Source organism: Lysinibacillus sp. GW823-FHT06C08 (assembly GCF_058795135.1).
This window is the reverse complement of the sequence record NZ_JBXAHN010000003.1, coordinates 154,884-171,715: the sequence shown is the minus strand read 5'-3', so window position 1 is coordinate 171,715 and position 16,832 is coordinate 154,884. Positions and strand designations below refer to the sequence as shown.

Sequence of the window (16,832 nt, the reverse complement as noted above, 5' to 3'; positions counted from 1 at the left end):
TACGCCAAAACACGCCAAGATAACCGTCATTATTTGGCGTATTTTTATTTAACAGATATAACTAAAGTAATGTTTTTTTAAAATTCTAACTAAAACTCTTGAAATATTTTATTAAGTTTGTTTTTTCGCCTTAAAAAAATATTTATCAAAATGTAATTTTTATTTCTTTTTTAAGCCCATTACCAATTAATGTAACGGGCATCTGCTTTATCGTTGAGAGATAATAATCTTTAAACCTTCAAAATCACCACTTGTCATCGTACCTTGATCGAATTTATCAAGCCACGACTTATCGATTTTCTTTTTATCCACTGATTGTTTAATGTAATCACGTACAGCTGCTTTAGTTGTGTCATTAGTGAATAACATTTTATCATCATCCTTTGCTATTGGTTTAGTTGTATTGCCTTCCACAGTTAATTGCACTTGGTATTTACTATTGGTTGGTATAATTACTTGTCCTTCAATTTTGTATCCCTTTGGCATAATCCAATTTGGCTTAACTTCAAAGTGAGGACGATCAATATTACCTGTCCAATCCCCACCCCATTCAATGTCAAGCTTACGTGCAATAGCCCCTACTCGACTTAGGGTTGCTACATCATATAAAGACTGTGGAGGACCAACAGCAATATCCCATGCTAAGCGTGACTTATGGTTACTGTCTAGTGTCCAAGTGACAATCTGCCCTAGTCGAGTTCTTCCCTGTGCATAAAGGTACTTCTGTCGTTCTTGTGAGCGATATGTTTCAGTAATAAAGACGTTCTTAATACCTGCTTTAAAGCACTCTTGGAATAACAATCGACAGGCTGTTTGTGCAGCCGGTAATAGTTCCGAAATATCTCGGCAAGTTGTTGTAATGCTTGTCATTTCACATCACCCTTTGGCTTGTCATAATTCAATGTTTGCTCGCTGTCTGAGGTACCTTTGGTAGTAGGGTCGATAATAATACCAAGTAAACCTAAAATGCTTAATACAGTCTCTGAAATGGCTGTGATTTGTGCATTGTAAATCGTAATATCGACATTAAAAATGCCCGCTGTTTGATTAGCGAGCACTAATAGTAATGCGATTAATGAAACCCAAAATTGTTTATGTTGTAAGCGTACTTTCCAGTTGATTTTCATATTACATCAATCCTCCTTTAATAATAAAAGCCAATACTGCACTTGCCAGACCACCAATTAACAATCTCAATATCCAAGTTGTATTGTCTTTAATCCTGCCTAAATCTTCTCGAATTTCCTTGATATTTGGTTCAGCTACAGCAAGACGTGTTTTCACATCGGTCATATCTGTTTCTAATCTTTCTATTCGTTGATCCATGTCAACACCTCACAAATAAAAATAGCACTGTTCGGCACAGTGCATTGCTTAGGTCTTGTTGTATAAAAATAGCCCTCCACAATTATCTGTGGAAGGCAATATAAAAAGCACCCTCAATTGAGAGTGCGCTAAAACTTAATAATACTAAATTAACTCTCTATGGGCCTGAAATAACCGTGACAATTGTATCTGGGTACCCCGTAGCTTTAATATTTATTATCTATGTTCCATCTGTCATGAATCCATGTCCTGAAACAACGAATTGTCCCTGTAATCCAGTACTACTATGAGTATAAGTTAAGCTTGTAAATGCAGCTCTCCAAGCTATATCATCATTAAAGCTAAATACAAAAGGTGTATTACTAACTACTTGATAAATATTACGAGAACGAGAACTAGAACCTATGGTTAATGGAACCACCTTTACATTTCCGTTGCTATTCTCGTCTTATACCTTCTATATATTTCAGTTTTATAACGAGCCTTCACCGAGCAGGCGACTTTCATCGCACACGGCGATTCGTCAACAATAGATATCTAAAACTTATTTCCCCACTTTAACTATATATAAAATATTGAGGAATGTTAATAGTTCTTCAAAAAATGCAACAATGTTGATTGAAAGTGGACAACCTATAAAACCTGTATAAAAAAGATTTGGACACAGCAGATCAGCAACAACTGAAGACCGCTATGTCCATTTAACTCAAAAGATGGCAAGAGATGCTGCCGATATGTTTGATTCCATCGCAAATGATTTATAAATTACTGGAACAATTTTGAAGCGGTGGCAAATCGGTGGCCACCTCCACCATACAGGTATAAAAAAGCACAATTAAAACCCCTATAAACGCTGTTACATCAACCTTACTTCGTATCATCCATCTTCAGTACAGCCATGAATGCCTCTTGTGGGACTTCGACTGAACCTACTTGTTTCATACGTTTTTTACCTTCTTTTTGTTTATCAAGAAGCTTGCGTTTACGTGAGATATCCCCACCGTAACATTTCGCTAACACGTTTTTACGGATAGCTTTAATTGTTGAACGTGCCACAATTTTTTGGCCAACTGCTGCTTGAATTGGAACTTCAAATTGTTGACGTGGGATTAATTCTTTTAATTTTTCAACGATAATTTTACCACGATCATAGGCAAAATCACGGTGTACGATAAAGCTTAGTGCATCGACTTGCTCAGCATTTAGTAAAATATCCATTTTCACTAATTTTGATTGCTTGTAACCGATTAATTCGTAGTCAAATGATGCATAGCCTTTTGTATTTGATTTCAAATAATCAAAGAAATCGTACACGATTTCTGATAAAGGCATTTCATAAATAATACTTACACGAGTTGTATCAATATAATCCATTGTCATGAAATTACCGCGCTTCATTTGACATAGCTCCATGACCGCTCCTACATAATCATTTGGCACCATAATTGTAGCTTTTACATAGGGCTCCTCTACACGATCAATTTTTTGTGGATCTGGCATAAAGGAAGGATTATCTACTTTGATGGAAGAGCCATCTGTCATATGGACTTCGTAAATTACCGAAGGCGCAGTTGTAATTAGGTCAATATTAAATTCACGCTCAATTCGCTCCTGAATAATCTCCATATGTAGTAATCCTAAGAATCCACAACGGAAACCAAAACCAAGTGCTTGAGATGTCTCAGGCTCATACTGTAGAGCCGAGTCATTTAACTCTAATTTTTCTAAAGCTTCACGTAAATCATTGTATTTGGCTGTATCGATTGGGTATAAACCACAGTATACCATTGGATTTAAGCGACGGTACCCTGCTAGTGGCTCAGTAGCTGGACGGTTTGCATAGGTTACTGTATCCCCTACTCGTGTGTCCCCTACATTTTTAATAGATGCTGTTAAATAGCCTACATCCCCAACCGTTAATTCAGATTGTGGCACAACTTTTGGTGTATGTACCCCAACTTCAATAACTTCGAATTCCGCTCCTGTTGCCATCATGCGGATTTTATCTCCAGGCTTTACAGTTCCATTGATAACACGAATGGAGATGATAACACCTTTATAGGCATCATAAATTGAGTCAAAGATTAAGGCTTGTAGAGGTGCATCTGGATCACCTGTTGGTGCTGGTACCTTTTCAACGATTTGCTCTAAAATATCCTCAATCCCAATTCCTGCCTTAGCAGAAGCTAATACTGCTTCAGATGCATCTAACCCGATGACATCCTCCACTTCTTGACGTACGCGTTCAGGATCTGCTGCTGGTAAATCAATTTTATTAATAACAGGTAATATTTCTAGATCATTATCAAGAGCTAAATAAACATTTGCCAGTGTTTGCGCTTCAATACCTTGTGCAGCATCCACTACTAAAATGGCGCCCTCACAAGCAGCTAAACTACGGGAAACCTCATATGTGAAATCGACATGTCCTGGTGTGTCGATTAAATGAAATGTATATACTTCACCGTTTTTTGCTTCGTACTTTAATTGAACTGCATTTAATTTAATCGTAATGCCTCGCTCACGCTCTAAATCCATTGAGTCGAGGAGCTGTGCTTTCATTTCACGGGATGTTAATGATTTTGTTTGCTCTAAAAGACGGTCTGCAAGCGTTGATTTCCCGTGGTCAATATGTGCAATAATAGAGAAATTCCGTATATTCTCTTGTCGTTTTAAACGTGCTTCTCGGTTCATCTTTTCCACTCCTAATTAAACTATAATGAATTATACTATGAACGCTACTCAAAGTACAACAGCAACTAGACTAGAAAGCCTATAATATCAATACTTTGGATGTTTGCTACCGCAATTAAATTTCATAGTTTTAAGTATATAAATACAGTGGGATTGGACTCCTCAATAAGAATTGATTGAAAAAAACATTATATTCTACGAAATAAAAAAAGTCAGCTACACAGACAAAAGCTGTATATACTGACTTTTTTATTCATTTATTTGTTGATGGATTGTTGAATAAGATTTGTTAAAACTTCTACACCCTTTTTCTCTAAATGAACACCATCTGGAGCGAAGTATTCTGGATGATTAAGGGCTGCCGCATGCCAGTCAATGAGTGTAATATTTTCATGTTCCTCTGACTTTTGGAGTAAAGACGCATTCACTTTCCCTTCCCATGAACGAGGCACACGTGTATTTACTAAATAAATATCTGCATGAGCAAATGCAGCAAGAAGTGTATCTATTTGGTCATTCGTAAAATAGCCATTTGTCCCTAATTGGATTATTATCGCATTATTAGATTGATTAAAACTCGCATAATTTGGTGCTAGCTTGACAGCTTGTGAAACTTGACGACCTATCTTCCCATCAATTGTAATGTTCGGAAAAACCTTATGTAAGCTCGTTGCTATATCGATCATAACAGAATCACCAATTGCTAGTATGTTTTGATAAGCATCCTCTTTCTCAGGCACAACATTTGTTTCGTGTTCTTCTGGCTTTGGTGTTTCTATATCTGGAACATCAACTTCTTCTTCCTTACTAGGTGAAGGATTGTCAGTTGTTTTGTCCGGTTCTTTTATTGGATTAGCAGTAGGTTCATCACCATTAATTTTAATGGCAGTTGGATACGAATCCTTTGAACTTTGCTGGCCTTCTCCCACGACCCCTGTAATCCCTGTGAAAAATACAAGAAGGAAAAGTGGAGCCATGACAGTAGATACTTTTCTTGAAAATGTGAGGCTCCCCCATTTCTTTTTATTGAATACGAAATATTTCCGATAATATGCCCAGAATCCTTCTTTACGGATCGGCATTTCAATAAAGCGATAGGAGCATTCTGCAATCGTCACGATGAGTACTAACTGAAGCGCAATTCGCCAATAGGAGGGGTTTCCAATTTCATGAATAGGTGTGCCTAATACCATGACGGGGTAGTGCCAAAGATAAATACCGTAGGATCGTGAGCCAATCCAACATAGTGGTTTCCACGCAAGTATTCTTCCTAAAATACTAACTGGATGACAAACACAAGCAATTAATACGGCTGCATTCAAGCAAAATAGGAACATTCCGCCTCTATAAAGGAATGTTTGAAATTCATCCACATACATAATGCTGACAAGAAAAATAGTAAACGAAATAAAGCTAATACTATTTAATTTCTTCATATGGTTTATTGATAATTTTTGTGATGATAGTCTTTTCATTGGCCAAATAAGCGCTAACCAGCAGCCAATTAATAATTCAAAACAGCGTGTGTCCGTTCCATAATATACACGACTCGGATCAGCACCTGGCTGGTAAAGTATTGCCATTAATAGGGCCGAGCAAATAGCTCCAATAAAAACAATCTTTGCTAGTTTACTTTGTTTTTTTACAACATACAGTCCTATCATTAAAAGTAATGGCCAAATAACATAAAATTGTTCTTCAATGGCTAATGACCATAAATTTTTTAAGGGTGATGGAGAACCGAAACTATCAAAATAAGAAAGTTTATGAAAAATGAACCACCAATTACTTGAATAGAAAATAGAAGACAGTGCATCTCCACGTAATGTATGAAGGAGCTCTTTATGAAAGAGCATTGCCCAAACAAATGATGTAATAATCATAACGTAGGCAGCCGGTAGTAACCGTCTAAATCGTCCAATCCAAAATTTCTTTAGACTGACTGTTAATTGGTTGCCCTTTAAAGGTAACATGGTAGAGGTGATTAAATAGCCTGATAGCACAAAAAAGATATCAACTCCTAAAAAGCCACCTCTAGCCCAACTGAAGTTAAAATGATAAGCAATAACTGCTAATACAGCTAATGCTCGAATCCCGTCTAGTCCAGGAATGTAACGATGATTTAATGACTTGCCTGACATACTATTCCTTCCTTCAATAATCTATAAAACCTATTGTCAAGTATTGTGAAACCTTGATTGAAAACCATCCCCTCTCAAATGATTAGTTTGTTCACTTATATGTTTGACGTTTGAGAAACGATAAAAGTTTTAGAGAAATATTGAATGTCATTACTTTTCTAGTCTCTTATAAAATTCATTCTCTACATATGTATTTCTAAAAAGGCATTACCATAAATGGTAGATACTACAAAAGCTCTTTCACCCTGTTAGCATATGCCTTCATTCATTATAAAATCGTGAGCCAACTTGAAAATTATAAGGCAAGAATTGAGCAATGGAAAGCCCAATAATTAGATTTTTTTCTGGAAATTTTTATTATAATAAAATATCAAAAAGCGAGCCTATAGGAGACTCACTTTTTGATTACTATGTTTATTTTTTTGAATCATTAACAAATGCCTTTGATATGGCTTTCCCGATTACCGCAATCGTTCGATTTACCTCTTCTTCTGTATTGCCAATCCCACCGATTTCAATAATCATCATTTGCTTTGCTAAATCTTGATTATATCTCCCATCGACACCATCTCCACTTTTGGAAATAACACCTTTTGATATTTTCGGAACGATGGCATTCAATGTGGAAGATAAACTCTCTGCATAAGCTGTGTTCCAGCGGTAATTAGCATGCTCTGCCCCAACGACGATAGCGATTTTCGCATAGTTTTCCCCATTATATGAGATCGTTGTAAGATCATGTTTTAAGGAATCACGATGTAAATCTAGTATTAAATCATAATTATTGGTTTCTAAATGTTTACTAAGAAAAGGTCTTATCACATCATAGGATTGATGATAGCCCTTCCCCTGTGCTTGTAATTCCTTCATAGTATCTACATCAAGAATATCCGTCTTTAAACCATTGACATTAAAATGATTCACAATCTTATCCTTCAAGCTCATAATGTTGACCGTTTCATGAGAAGTCGCTACCTTACCACTCACAGCTTTCACCATCGGTTCGTATGCTTCATGCGTATGCGTAAATAATACTAACACCTTAAACGGATCTAAATCTGGTTCAGGCTCTTTCGTTTGTTCAAGTACATTCTGTTCTTCTAGATTAGTAGCGGCAAACACGACTTGTTTATCTTCAGGTTGTTTAATCGGAGTCGATGCTTGCTTGTTGAACGGAAGTTGCCCAGCAATGACAGGTAATACGAAAAAGAACAATAATATACCAAATGACCATTGTAGTTTTTTTAGCAAAGTCACACCCTCCTCCCCATATCGTATGGAGGGGGGGTGTCATTTAGAACGTAAAAATTTTTCCTGATTTATGCATAATGTTAGCTAATTTTTATAAATCACTGGCCCAGTTCATCAGCATTGAAGCGACTAAATTTGCGTAACGATCAATCCAGTAATCCGCTTCTTTAGGCGTTACCATCAATTGTCTATGTGAGGCTGCAAAAGTTTCTTCAAACAATTGCTGACGTTCCTCTCTCGTCCATGTTGCCCATTCCCCGAAAATAGGTTCTACCAATGACATATCTAGCTCTTTGTCGATATTTGGCTGCCATGAGGATAATGATAGCTTCGATGAAGGATTACTACGTTCAGCTACGCGAGCCGCTATTGATCGCAGCATAACTTCTACCGCATCAGCAATTAAAACAGGCGCATCTACCACTGTCGGTATACCAATGGCTGTTACAGGAATGCCAAGCATTTCATAGGAGATTTCTTGCCTTTGATTCCCTACACCTGACCCTGGATGTATACCTGTATTCGTTAATTGAATGGTTTTGCAAAGTCGATTACTAGCTCTTGTCGCAAGCGCATCAACGACAATGACTAATTTTGGCTTTAATCGCTCAGCAATTGCGGCTACAAACTCTCCCGTTTCATAGCCCGTTTGTCCAGTGACACCTGGGGCATACATAACAAATTTATCATCAATCACATCTAAACTATGCAAATGATCAATCAGATACGGACCAATCGCATCAGGTGTAATCGTGCGATTACCCAAACCAATAATTAAAATTTTATCGTCCTCTTGCCAGGAGAGCGATTCATGTAATTTTTTAAAATTCTCTAGCAATTCTTGCTCCAGCTGTATAAATCCGTCCTGATCTTCTAATGTCAGTGTCGGAACAGAAAGGGTAATATATTGGCCTTCTTTTTTGCCAATTTGCTTCTCACCCTCTCCATCCACTAGCACATCCGTAATTTTCACTCGTCCGGCTGTTCGGTCCTCAATTTGAACGCCACTCGATTGTTTAAGCTTTTCTTTTTGCTCTTTCGTCTGATGGACAACTACCTCTTCAGATTCATCGATTAAATCTGTCCGATACCAGTTAAAATTTTGCATACAAATCACCTCAAGCAGTAGTTTGTTCAAACTGTCAAGTAAATATTCTTTGCATTTATCTATTGCAATTTAGCCAAGCGTTTGTTAAAATGATTTTTGTTGTATTGACACAAGAAATCAATGAGAAGATATCATCTCGTACCTAATTTAGGAGGTGAAATATATGCCAAACATTAAATCTGCGATTAAACGCGTAAAAGTTAACGAAAAAGCTAACATTGCTAATTCTCAAGCTAAATCTGCTATGCGTACTACAGTGAAAAAAGCTGAAAACGCTGTTGCTGACAATGCTGAAAACAAACAAGAACTTTTACAAGCAGCTTTCAAATCATTAGATAAAGCAGCTTCAAAAGGACTTATCCACAAAAACGCGGCGGCTCGTAAAAAGTCTCGCCTTGCTAAAAAAGCGTAATTGTTTAAAGGATCAGATACTCTATTAAGAGTAGCTGGTCTTTTTAATTTTTATCGAAAACATAAAAGCTGTCCGCTATTGGACAGCTTTTGTATTAAAGTTGACGAAGTAAAAAGAGCTCCAAATATCGTTCGCGATTACCACCTGTTGATTTCAACTGTAAATCGACCTCCGCTAGTTGATATAATGCTCTCAGTAAGCTTTCTTCTGACGGACGATTACGTTGCTCCGTCATTAATTTGACACGATACGGATGTATTTTTAAATTTTTGGCGATTTGCTGCGGATGGTACCCTTTTTTCAATAAATAAAAAACATTCGACATCGTGCGAACATTGGATGCTAGTAGTCCAACAAGCATAATCGGCTCTTGCTTTTGTCGCAATAAATCATGATAAATCGACAAAGCGCTGACCGAATCATTGGCCAAATAGGCGTTGAGCATTTTAAAGGCGTCCTGCTCCAATGTTTTTGCCACTAAATCCTCCACTAGCGATACCGTAATTTCTCCGCCTTCACCAAGATAAAGGGTAAGCTTGTCTATTTCCATTTGTAATTGAAGCATGTTCGCCCCAACCATCGTCACAAGAAGCTCGATCGCATCCTGTGTAATGCTATTGCCCTGTGCCTTAACATTACTTTGAATCCAAACAGCTAAATCCTGCTCTTTAGGTGTTTCTGCTTCGACCAGTAATGCATGCTCTTTCATCATTTTTGTCACTTTTTTACGCTCATCTAACTTTTCATATGGAGCAATAAAAACGGTTACGGAAAAATCAGAAGGGTTGGACAACCATGTCTCCAGTCGTTTCACATCATGGTCAATCTTTTCTTTGCCTTTCTCTGTCGCCTTTAAAAATGAAGCATTTTTGGCAATAATGAGCTTTTGCGCAGAGAAAAAGGGAATGGTATCCGCTTCATCCATAACAGCATCAACAGGCACTTCATCTAAATCAAAAGTACTCATTTCCAGCTCGTCTTCTGGTCCCATTGCTTCTTTTATACGCTTAATGGTTTCATCTATAAAATAGCTTTCTTCACCAACTAGTAGATATACTGGTGCCAGCTCACCTTTTTTTATTGTTTTCCAAACCGTTGAAATCATAATTTTCCCTCCATCTAGCAATACTATAAGTATACATGATTTTATCTGGATTGAGCAGGCTACAACCTTGATAGATGCCATACTTATATGGCGTTCATTTGGTAAGCCAATCCAAGATTACGGCTCTGTCGAGCAATCACCAAGCTATCTTAGGTGTCCTGTAGTGAGTTTGACCGAATTGTGTCGATTCCTTGCCAGCCGGGGAATTCTCCTTTTCGATATAGCTTTTATGTACATGTTGTCTTATAATAAATAACAGAATTGGAGGGATAACAATGAATCCATTTGAAGGAAAAAACATACAATGTCGACGTAACGATGCAATCGATTCAGGTGTTGGTTTCGGTGTATCATTTGGCGTTTTCACACTAATGTTTATTATCGCGACAATAGTAGAGTTCGTATCACAGTAATCAGACTTAAATACGAAGGAAAAAGACCTTGATCATTGGACAAGGTCTTTTTCTTTTGCTGTGACTGTCCAACGATTACCCTGAATACGTACTTCGATTGTGCCATCCACCCCCGTTGTCCAAGTAGCTAAATTCCGATTGACAAATCGCTCAACTACCTCTTCATGTGGATGACCATAACGATTTTGAAGCCCAGCACTGAAAACGGTGAATTGAGGTTGTACGAGCTCTACAAATGATTCGATACTAGATGTTTTACTGCCATGATGACCAGCCTTCAGAAGGGTTATATTAGCTATTAGAGGTCCATAATGCATCATAAGCTGTTGTTCGCCATATTTCTCTAAATCACCTGTAAATAACGCTGTAAACGCCTTCTGACGCATGTATAAAACAAGGGAGTCATCATTACCCTCGTAATAGGTATCCTGAGGCCATAAATAAGAAAAGCTAGTCTCGCCTTTCTGCCATGAAGTGCCCTTCATCTTTTCTTTTATAGGAACGTTTTGCTTTTGGGCTTCCCTTAACAAATCTCTCATAATAGGCTGTCCCAACGAACCAGGTGTAACGTGAATTTCTTTCATCCCAATCTCTTGTAAAATCTCCTCGGCTCCTTCCACATGATCAGCGTCTGCATGCGAAACAATAAAAATATCAATGGTTCGTATTCCTTTCCCTTTCAGAAATGGGACTACCACTTGTTTCCCCACCTCGTAAACTTTATTTGGCTTCTTCCATTGCTCTTGTTCAAAGCGTAAAAGGCCACCAGCATCAATGACATATACAGCCTCCCTAAATGGCAATTCAATCACAATGCAATCACCCTGCCCTACATTTAAAAACGTTATCTTTGTGTCACTATAAAGCATTGGGTAAACATGAATCCAGATCGCTGGGATGACTAAAACAACAATCGCATGCCCAAAACGTTTTGTTTCTAAGAAATAGAAACACGCGAGAACGCTTAGCATCGCTAAACAACAAAGCCAGATGGATGGTTTACCTGGTGACCATAATTGAAAAGGCAGTGCTTGTATTGAAAAAATGACATTCGTTAGCCCATTTCGCAGAGGCTCGTAGCCTGCAAATAAAAGGTTTGCTAATGGTAAGGAAATATACGTAAGAACTAACGCTACCATATTAAAAGGTAAAATAACGAAGGAAAACAAAGGAACGAAGATAATATTGACAAAAAACGAGGAAATGGAAAGTTCATAAAAATGATGAAGTAATAAAGGATAGACGAGTAGCTGACAGACGAATGTGACGAAAAAAGAACGGGATATCCAATTGCTAGTCTGGGTAAAAATAAAACTAGAATAAACTAGACTAGCCGCTGCTAAATAGGACAGTTGGAAACCAATTTGAAAGATTACTCCCGGTTCAAGTAAAACAAACCCTGTAAAGCTGATAGCAAGTGCGTCATCGATTGACAGCTCCCATTTCAAATAACGGAGCAACATCATTAATTCTACGACTGAGACTGCTCGCCATACAGACGGAGCACCCCCCGCAATGACCCCGTAGATCGGTAGTAAAATGAGCAAGGCCACAGTCGCCATCTCTTTGCGAATACGTATGCGTAGCAAGCCTTCAAAAAATAACCATGACATCAGTGCTACATGTAAACCAGAGATTGCAAATAAATGAGTGATTCCTAGCTTTTGATAGGCTCGTTGTAGCTCATCATCCATTTGATCCTGCTCTCCAATGAGAAGGGCTTGAGCCTCCGCTACTAGTGTTTGGGGAAATGTCATTTCTATATGTCTTTTCATCTGTTGTCTCAGTTTAGCGAGAAATATGGTGGGGGAACTGCGCTTCTCCATAAAGGTCCAACTAGTGATTTCAACGATACCAGTTGCCCCCTTACTCGTTAAATAAGTTGACATAGAAAAGGCGTAATCATGGGCTGATGGAGAAGGAGTCACAAACTCACCTTTCGCAAGATACGTCATTCCTGCTATAGATGTATGTTCATAATTAACTTTTTCTTGTTCTGAGGAAAATGTATATACTACATATAACTTTTGACCATTTGTAGTTGTAGCAAATCCACGGAGCTTTTGGCCGCTTATTTTATAGTCGTTTGACCAAGTTAAAGGGAAAGAGGATGGCAGTGGGGTAGGTGCTATTAATTGAATTGTCACAAAAAAAATATGCGATAATAAGCCACCTATTAACACAATTATCACTAAGAAACGTGACTCACCCTTTAAGATGAGCCACAGGGCTAAAAGAAGTACTAATACGAGTAGCCATGCCGACTTGTGAGCAGCTAAGGAAGCGACAAGTACAGCGAGAGCTATATAAATCCATTTATGCCTTAAAGCTTTATACCAAATAGTGCACTCACCTTCTGTTCATACGGAAGCAATTTTTCTGCTGGCAATCCGTTCTCGCGAAGTTCATGAAGCATCTCTGTATACAAGGCTAGTTTTTCATCTCGTAAAAAATCGATTTTCCGTTCATCAAATGGTACATGGACGACTGTCACACCTGCTTTTTCAAATAATTCTTGAGCATATGGATTATTTTTATAATCAGTTGCATAACAAACACGCTCAATGCCTGCTTGAATAATAGATTTTGTACAGGGGAGACATGGGAAATGAGTCACATATAAATCTGCACCTTTTGTTGGTGTGCCGTATTTAGCACATTGTAGTAACGCATTCATTTCAGCATGCACCGTACGCACACAATGGTTGTCCACCACATAGCAGCCTTTTTCGATACAATGCTCATCACCCGTAATGGACCCATTATATCCCCCTGCTATAATCCTCTTATCGCGGACAACAGTCGCTCCTACCGCTAGTCTTGTACATGTACTACGCAATGCGAGTAAATGGCTTTGAGCCATAAAAAATTGATCCCAAGTAATTCGCTCCATATGACTACCTCCAAAATTTTGCCTTACAAGTTTTTCGATCACGTTGCTTTTCTACTATAGTGTAGCCCTTTTGGAAAAGGGGCGTCAATATGTCATATGCTATTAGCTTTACTTAACTGTAATAGAATCCTTTAATTTCTCAAATGTTTTCTCACCAATACCACTAACATTTCTTAAGTCATCAATAGTTTGAAAGTGTCCGTTTTCCTCCCGATAACTAAGAATACTTTGAGCTTTTGAGGGGCCAATTCCTGGTAATGTGGCAAGAGTCTCCGTATCAGCGATATTGATATTAATTTTTTGATCCTTATTCTCGCTCTCTATAGGTGAAATGAGCAGATTTGTAGATGCATCTACAAGATGCTCACCCTTGATGGGAATATAAATGACCATTTCGTCCTGAACTTTTTGCGCATGATTAACAAGTTGCGTATCCGCATTCTCAATATAACCACCTGCAAGCTGAATGGCATCGATAATACGATTATCTGGCTGAAGCTCATAAACGCCCGGATACATAACAGCACCCTTTATATCAACAAATATCTGCTGTTGGACCGCCTCTTCCACAGTAGATACCACTTGATTTATTTCTTCAATAGGTTGGATGGTTTCGATGAGCTCTTCTTGGGGAAGTGAAGAGTCAGAACTCGAAAAATAGAAGTAAAAAAATAGTCCACTGATTACTAGTACGCCAGGGATTAGCATACCTTTTTTGTACTTTTGCCATAAAGATTGCAACATAGTACCATCCTTTCAATGCAAAAGGTCATCATATGGAGGTACCCTCATCATACACTAACAAACCTGAATTGCAAACCTGAAAGCAGGGACGGAAAGCTCTCATTTGATCGCTCGATTGGTTATTTTTGTGGTTCTATCCGCCACTTTTGCGGTTCTATCCGTCACTTTGACTACTTTATCCTTCACCCTCGCTGTTTTATCCGTCACTTTTGTTGCGCTATCCGTCACTTTCGCGATTCTATCCGCCACTTTGACTACTTTATCCATCGCTTTCGCTTTTATCCTTCACCCTCGATGCTCTATCCATCACTTTTGCGATTCTATCCGTCACTCTTGCTGTGCTATCCGTCACTTTTGTGATTCTATCCGTCACTTTGACTACTTTATCCATCGCTTTCGCTTTATCCGTCACTCTCGCTGTTCTATCCGTCACTTTCGCTGTTTTATCCATCACCCTCAATGCTCTCTCCACCAGCTTCACAAAAAAAATCCACACTACCAATCGGCAGTGTGGTACTTTCCCATATTTACTTTACCGCACGGATGAAAATGCGTTCGCTTTCATATTCGGGTGCTTCGTCTGTAAAATCTGATGTTACTTCCAGATCACTAAAGCCGATGTCGTGAAGCCAAGTCATATATTGGTCGATAGGAAACGTGCGTTGAATATGTTCCTCATCAAAGCGTTCATATAAATCACTCGTAGCATCACGCACATAAAAGGTCATTTGATGGATAATGGAATGCTCAAAGTCTCCGGGCTCTGTATGCCATACATAACTAATGTCTCCATCGTCATACGTAAATGGACCATCTAAAAAGATTTCTGTCATTTTAAATAGTGAATGGACATCAAAAAATAGCTGGCCCCCATCTCGTAGTGCTTTATAGATCCGTTCTAATGTCGTATAGACTGCTTGCTCCTCTACAACATAATTCAGAGAATCAATGGCAATTGTGACCACATCGACTTCCTCAAAGCCATCGAGTTCGTCCATGGACATACAATAAAATGGAGCCTCGTATCCTGCATCAGTAAAACGCTCAGTCGCAATGGAAAGCATCTCTTCTGATAAATCAACGCCGCTGACTTTGTAGCCAGCCTGTGCAAATAACAAGCTAAGCACACCAGTTCCACAACCAATATCTAATAGCTTTTTGTATTGGCCGCTAGGTGCATGCTGTACAACCCAATCTACATAGAGATTGTAAGGAATATCAGTTTGTAGCTCATCATAGACATGGGCGAAGCGTTCGTAACTACTCACTTAGGCCTCTGGCATGTCTAATTGTGGTGCATCGCCCCATAGACGCTCTAAATTATAATAAGCACGCTCATCTTTATGGAATACGTGTGCTACTACATCTCCTAGGTCTACTAGAACCCAACGAGCTCCATCAAAACCTTCGACACGGCGAATTTCATAGCCATCTTTTTCGGCTACATCCTGTAATTCGCGTGCAATTGCTTGCACCTGACGATCTGAGTTACCATGGGCAATGATAAAGTAATCTGCTAAAAGAGAAATTCCTTGCATATTTAAAACGACAATATCCTCACCATGTTTGTCGTCGATCGCTTTGTAAGCTGCTTGTAATAAAGTTGAAGTCATCCTTCACTATCCTCTCTGTTCATCATATCGTTATAACATTCTATTGATAACGGATAAATAGGCTGCCTTGTGTCGATTAAAAATGCCAATGTATGACGGACACATGCACTCATGGCCTTATCCAAATTTTTTTGCGCCTTTTTGCGCAGACGATCCACACCAGCAAATTGGCGATTTGGTTCAATCATATCTGCGACAAAAATAATTTTTTCTAAACGACTCATATTAGGTCGTCCTGTCGTATGGAAACGAATAGCATTCAACAGCTCATCATCTTTGATGCGGAATTCACTTTCTGCAATATATGCACCAACTGGGCCATGAAGTAGTTCACTGCCCCAGCCAATGAGACGTTCATCTAACTTTTCCGTTCGGACGATTTGCTCCATCCATTCTATTTCTGCATATTTAGCAATATCATGAAGGATTGCAGCTGTTTCAGCCTTTTTCTCATCCTCGCCGTACATTCGTGCAAGATCGATGGCCGTTTCCATAACACCGATTGTATGAATATAACGTTTTTCCGGCATTCTGGGCTTAATCGCCGCTAAATACTGTTCGCGTTCCATAAAGACCTTCCTCTCGTATGAACGACTCTACCGCTTCTGGTAGTAAAAGTGTCACCGTTCCTCCAGTCGCTAGGCGTTCACGAATCAGCGTGGACGATAAATCGATTTGAGGCACCTCCACCATGCATATAGGGTACTCTGTAGTGGCTGCCGTTCCTGGACGCTTGACACCAACAAATTGGACAAGCTCTACTAAGTCATCTATACAATGCCATGTATGTAGCGAATCAATCATATCGCCACCGATAATAAAGTAGAATTTTACAGAAGGTTCCTTTCTACATAATGCCGAAAGTGTCTCATAGGAATAGGATACGCCACCCTTGTCTACCTCATACGACTCTACCGAAAAATAAGGAAATGGGCGAATTGCAAGCTCCACCATTTCAAGTCGTTCCACATTACTGGCATCATACCGTGCATGCTTATGTGGCGGTATGGCATTCGGCATAAAGCGTATTTCATCGAGTTGCAATGCATGAAATACCTCATTTGCCATTAATAAATGCCCCATATGTGGAGGATTAAACGTACCTCCTAGTAAACCGACCCTTTTCATCGTC

At 38.8% G+C, this 16,832-nt stretch carries 20 protein-coding genes; 2 read left to right on the top strand and 18 right to left on the bottom strand.

The window, feature by feature from the left end:
- Positions 1–207: 207 nt before the first annotated feature.
- From AC1Q6O_RS10905 to gpr, 8 genes are all read right to left on the bottom strand, one after another.
- Positions 208–870: a M15 family metallopeptidase gene (locus AC1Q6O_RS10905; protein ID WP_492401174.1), complete on the bottom strand. Its 663-nt coding sequence runs from the start codon at positions 868–870 to the stop codon at positions 208–210.
- Positions 867–1,127: a phage holin gene (locus AC1Q6O_RS10900; RefSeq protein WP_008179537.1), complete on the bottom strand. Its 261-nt coding sequence runs from the start codon at positions 1,125–1,127 to the stop codon at positions 867–869. The genes AC1Q6O_RS10905 and AC1Q6O_RS10900 overlap by 4 nt, the downstream gene beginning before the upstream one ends.
- 1 nt (position 1,128) lies before the next feature.
- Positions 1,129–1,326: a hemolysin XhlA family protein gene (locus AC1Q6O_RS10895; protein ID WP_089986649.1), complete on the bottom strand. Its 198-nt coding sequence runs from the start codon at positions 1,324–1,326 to the stop codon at positions 1,129–1,131.
- Positions 1,327–1,546: 220 nt separating this feature from the next.
- The gene (locus tag AC1Q6O_RS10890) at positions 1,547–1,747 is read right to left on the bottom strand and encodes a hypothetical protein (RefSeq protein WP_089986650.1); all 201 of its coding nucleotides are present in this window, start codon (positions 1,745–1,747) and stop codon (positions 1,547–1,549) included.
- Positions 1,748–2,193: 446 nt separating this feature from the next.
- Positions 2,194–4,020, bottom strand: coding sequence for a translation elongation factor 4 (gene lepA / locus AC1Q6O_RS10885; RefSeq protein WP_008179541.1), 1,827 nt, complete (start codon positions 4,018–4,020; stop codon positions 2,194–2,196).
- Between the two features lie 257 nt (positions 4,021–4,277).
- Positions 4,278–6,161 carry an acyltransferase family protein gene (locus AC1Q6O_RS10880; protein ID WP_008179544.1) on the bottom strand — a complete coding sequence of 628 codons (1,884 nt, stop codon included), beginning with the start codon at positions 6,159–6,161 and terminating at the stop codon, positions 4,278–4,280.
- Between the two features lie 414 nt (positions 6,162–6,575).
- Positions 6,576–7,418, bottom strand: coding sequence for a stage II sporulation protein P (gene spoIIP, locus AC1Q6O_RS10875; protein WP_225316126.1), 843 nt, complete (start codon positions 7,416–7,418; stop codon positions 6,576–6,578).
- Between the two features lie 85 nt (positions 7,419–7,503).
- Entirely contained in the window at positions 7,504–8,520 is a 1,017-nt protein-coding gene (gpr, locus tag AC1Q6O_RS10870; RefSeq protein WP_312144038.1) for a GPR endopeptidase, read from the bottom strand.
- Positions 8,521–8,683: 163 nt separating this feature from the next.
- On the opposite strand from gpr, the gene rpsT reads away from it, so the two are divergent.
- Positions 8,684–8,932 (top strand): 30S ribosomal protein S20, encoded by a 249-nt coding sequence (gene rpsT / locus AC1Q6O_RS10865; RefSeq protein ID WP_008180898.1) that lies wholly within the window; start codon positions 8,684–8,686, stop codon positions 8,930–8,932.
- 94 nt (positions 8,933–9,026) lie between these two features.
- Here the strand turns inward: rpsT and holA are convergent, their stop codons facing one another.
- Positions 9,027–10,037, bottom strand: a complete 1,011-nt coding sequence (gene holA, locus AC1Q6O_RS10860) for a DNA polymerase III subunit delta (RefSeq protein WP_096365201.1) — start codon at positions 10,035–10,037, stop codon at positions 9,027–9,029.
- A gap of 275 nt (positions 10,038–10,312) precedes the next feature.
- On the opposite strand from holA, the gene AC1Q6O_RS10855 reads away from it, so the two are divergent.
- Positions 10,313–10,450, top strand: a complete 138-nt coding sequence (locus tag AC1Q6O_RS10855) for a YqzM family protein (protein WP_004226902.1) — start codon at positions 10,313–10,315, stop codon at positions 10,448–10,450.
- 32 nt (positions 10,451–10,482) lie between these two features.
- Here the strand turns inward: AC1Q6O_RS10855 and AC1Q6O_RS10850 are convergent, their stop codons facing one another.
- From AC1Q6O_RS10850 to AC1Q6O_RS10810, 9 genes are all read right to left on the bottom strand, one after another.
- Complete coding sequence (locus AC1Q6O_RS10850) at positions 10,483–12,597, bottom strand: DNA internalization-related competence protein ComEC/Rec2 (protein ID WP_342530146.1); 2,115 nt, start codon at positions 12,595–12,597, stop codon at positions 10,483–10,485.
- Between the two features lie 176 nt (positions 12,598–12,773).
- Positions 12,774–13,343 (bottom strand): ComE operon protein 2, encoded by a 570-nt coding sequence (locus AC1Q6O_RS10845; RefSeq protein WP_008180909.1) that lies wholly within the window; start codon positions 13,341–13,343, stop codon positions 12,774–12,776.
- A gap of 108 nt (positions 13,344–13,451) precedes the next feature.
- Positions 13,452–14,087: a helix-hairpin-helix domain-containing protein gene (locus AC1Q6O_RS10840; protein WP_089986653.1), complete on the bottom strand. Its 636-nt coding sequence runs from the start codon at positions 14,085–14,087 to the stop codon at positions 13,452–13,454.
- Between the two features lie 99 nt (positions 14,088–14,186).
- Positions 14,187–14,354, bottom strand: coding sequence for a hypothetical protein (locus AC1Q6O_RS10835; protein ID WP_164908733.1), 168 nt, complete (start codon positions 14,352–14,354; stop codon positions 14,187–14,189).
- Positions 14,347–14,538, bottom strand: a complete 192-nt coding sequence (locus AC1Q6O_RS10830; RefSeq protein ID WP_258954979.1) for a hypothetical protein — start codon at positions 14,536–14,538, stop codon at positions 14,347–14,349. The genes AC1Q6O_RS10835 and AC1Q6O_RS10830 overlap by 8 nt, the downstream gene beginning before the upstream one ends.
- Before the next feature lie 76 nt (positions 14,539–14,614).
- Positions 14,615–15,355 (bottom strand): class I SAM-dependent DNA methyltransferase, encoded by a 741-nt coding sequence (locus tag AC1Q6O_RS10825; RefSeq protein ID WP_089986654.1) that lies wholly within the window; start codon positions 15,353–15,355, stop codon positions 14,615–14,617.
- Entirely contained in the window at positions 15,356–15,700 is a 345-nt protein-coding gene (gene rsfS, locus AC1Q6O_RS10820) for a ribosome silencing factor (protein WP_008180916.1), read from the bottom strand.
- Positions 15,697–16,269, bottom strand: a complete 573-nt coding sequence (gene yqeK / locus AC1Q6O_RS10815; RefSeq protein ID WP_089986655.1) for a bis(5'-nucleosyl)-tetraphosphatase (symmetrical) YqeK — start codon at positions 16,267–16,269, stop codon at positions 15,697–15,699. Before yqeK ends, rsfS begins: the two co-directional genes overlap by 4 nt.
- Positions 16,238–16,828: a nicotinate-nucleotide adenylyltransferase gene (locus AC1Q6O_RS10810; RefSeq protein WP_089986656.1), complete on the bottom strand. Its 591-nt coding sequence runs from the start codon at positions 16,826–16,828 to the stop codon at positions 16,238–16,240. The genes yqeK and AC1Q6O_RS10810 overlap by 32 nt, the downstream gene beginning before the upstream one ends.
- Positions 16,829–16,832 lie beyond the last annotated feature (4 nt).